The sequence below is a fragment of the Phyllobacterium sp. P5_D12 genome, assembly GCF_054049495.1.
Map to the genome: position 1 here is coordinate 1 of NZ_JBFUMG010000770.1, position 1,634 is coordinate 1,634.

The window sequence follows — 1,634 nt, forward strand, 5'->3', positions numbered from 1 at the left end:
GTGCAACATTCCAGGGTGTAAACCTGTTGGAGACCGGTGGCGCGGCACAGAACATCGTGACCGGCTACACGTCTGGTACGGGCGTAACAACGATGAGCGTCGCGGCCTATGATCTTGAAGCCGCGCTGACCGCTGCAACATCGTCCTCAACCGTTGAAACAGCCGTCAATGCCATGAAGGCTGCTGCTGCTGGACTCGGCTCTGCCAAGACTCGTATTGATACACAGCAGACATTCACGGGCAATCTGATGGACGCAATCGATCGCGGCGTTGGCCAGCTCGTGGACGCTGACATGAATGCGGAATCCGCACGTTTGTCGGCTCTTCAGGTTCAGCAGCAATTGGGTATCCAGGCTCTCTCGATTGCCAACTCCAGCAACCAGAGCATCCTGTCGCTGTTCCGCGGCTAATAACGATAATTCTTCTAATTCAGATTTGGGCCACGCTTCGCGCGTGGCCCTTTTTGTTTTGCGACAACGCTCCGACACGAGGCTCTAACTTCGCGCAAGCTTCGCGCTCTATGGTTCCATCACGCGACGGTGGTGGGAATTGATGGAAAAGAACATAAGACAGACATTTGCGCAGCTCGGCACAGCGATGCAGAAGCTTGGCGCAAGGCGGCTCATTGCTCTCGGGATCATTGGCATCACGCTGTTCAGCGCCATTCTTGTATCAAGCCTTTACCTCAACCGGCCGCAATACGAGACGCTGTATATCGGCCTTAGCCGCGACGATGTTAACCGCATGGGCATGGCGCTTGGCGAAGCCGGCATTCCCTTCGATGTGAAATCGGACGGCACCTCCGTTCTGGTGGCCTTTGGCAAGGCGGATCAGGCACGCATGTACCTTGCGGAAAAAGGTTTGCCCACCAGCAACAATGCCGGTTACGAGCTGTTCGACAATATGGGCTCGCTCGGCCTCACATCGTTCATGCAGGAGATCACCCGGGTTCGAGCGCTCGAGGGTGAAATTTCCCGTACCATTCAGGCAATCCGCGGCATCAAGGCCGCCCGCGTTCATATCGTCTTGCCGGAAAAGGGAAGCTTCCGTCGTGGCGATCAGGCACCATCCGCTTCGGTTGTCATTCGTACGGAAGGAGACTTCGCCGTCGAATCAGCACAGTCCATCCGCCAGCTTGTTGCTGCCGCGGTGCCGCAGCTCACCGCTGCGGAAGTCACCATTCTCGATACCAATGGCCGTCTTCTTGCCTCGAAGGATGACGGCACCAATGCGGGTGCAGTGATGTCGGCGACGCTCGAGCAAAATGTTTCCGCGTCGGTGGATGAGAGCATCCGCAAGGCTCTTGCGCCTTATCTTGGCGTTGGTCATTTCCAGACCAGTGTTCAGGTGGCGCTCGACACGGATCGCCGCCAGACCAACGAGACGGTATTTGATCCGGAATCGCGCGTCGAACGTTCTGTGCGGGTGGTGCGTGAGAGCGGCGATTCGAAGAATTCGACCAGCGACAATGCAACGGGTGTCGAACAGAACATTCCGCAAGAAGAAATCGCCAGCAAGAACGGTGATAGTTCTACAGAAAAGACTGACAAGCGAGAAGAACTGACCAATTACGAGTTGAACTCGAAGACAGTCTCGACGACCAGCGACAGTTATCAGATCAAGCGGCTCTCGAT

Annotated in this window: 2 protein-coding genes; both read left to right on the top strand. The window is 56.1% G+C overall.

What is annotated here, in order from left to right; translation table 11 throughout:
- Positions 1 to 410, top strand: a 410-nt coding sequence (locus ACXJ5O_RS26250) for a flagellin (protein ID WP_457302468.1), incomplete at its 5' end; no start/stop codon positions are given.
- 142 nt (positions 411 to 552) lie between these two features.
- Positions 553 to 1,634 (top strand): flagellar basal-body MS-ring/collar protein FliF (fliF, locus tag ACXJ5O_RS26255; RefSeq protein ID WP_457302469.1); only part of this gene is annotated, 1,082 nt, incomplete at its 3' end.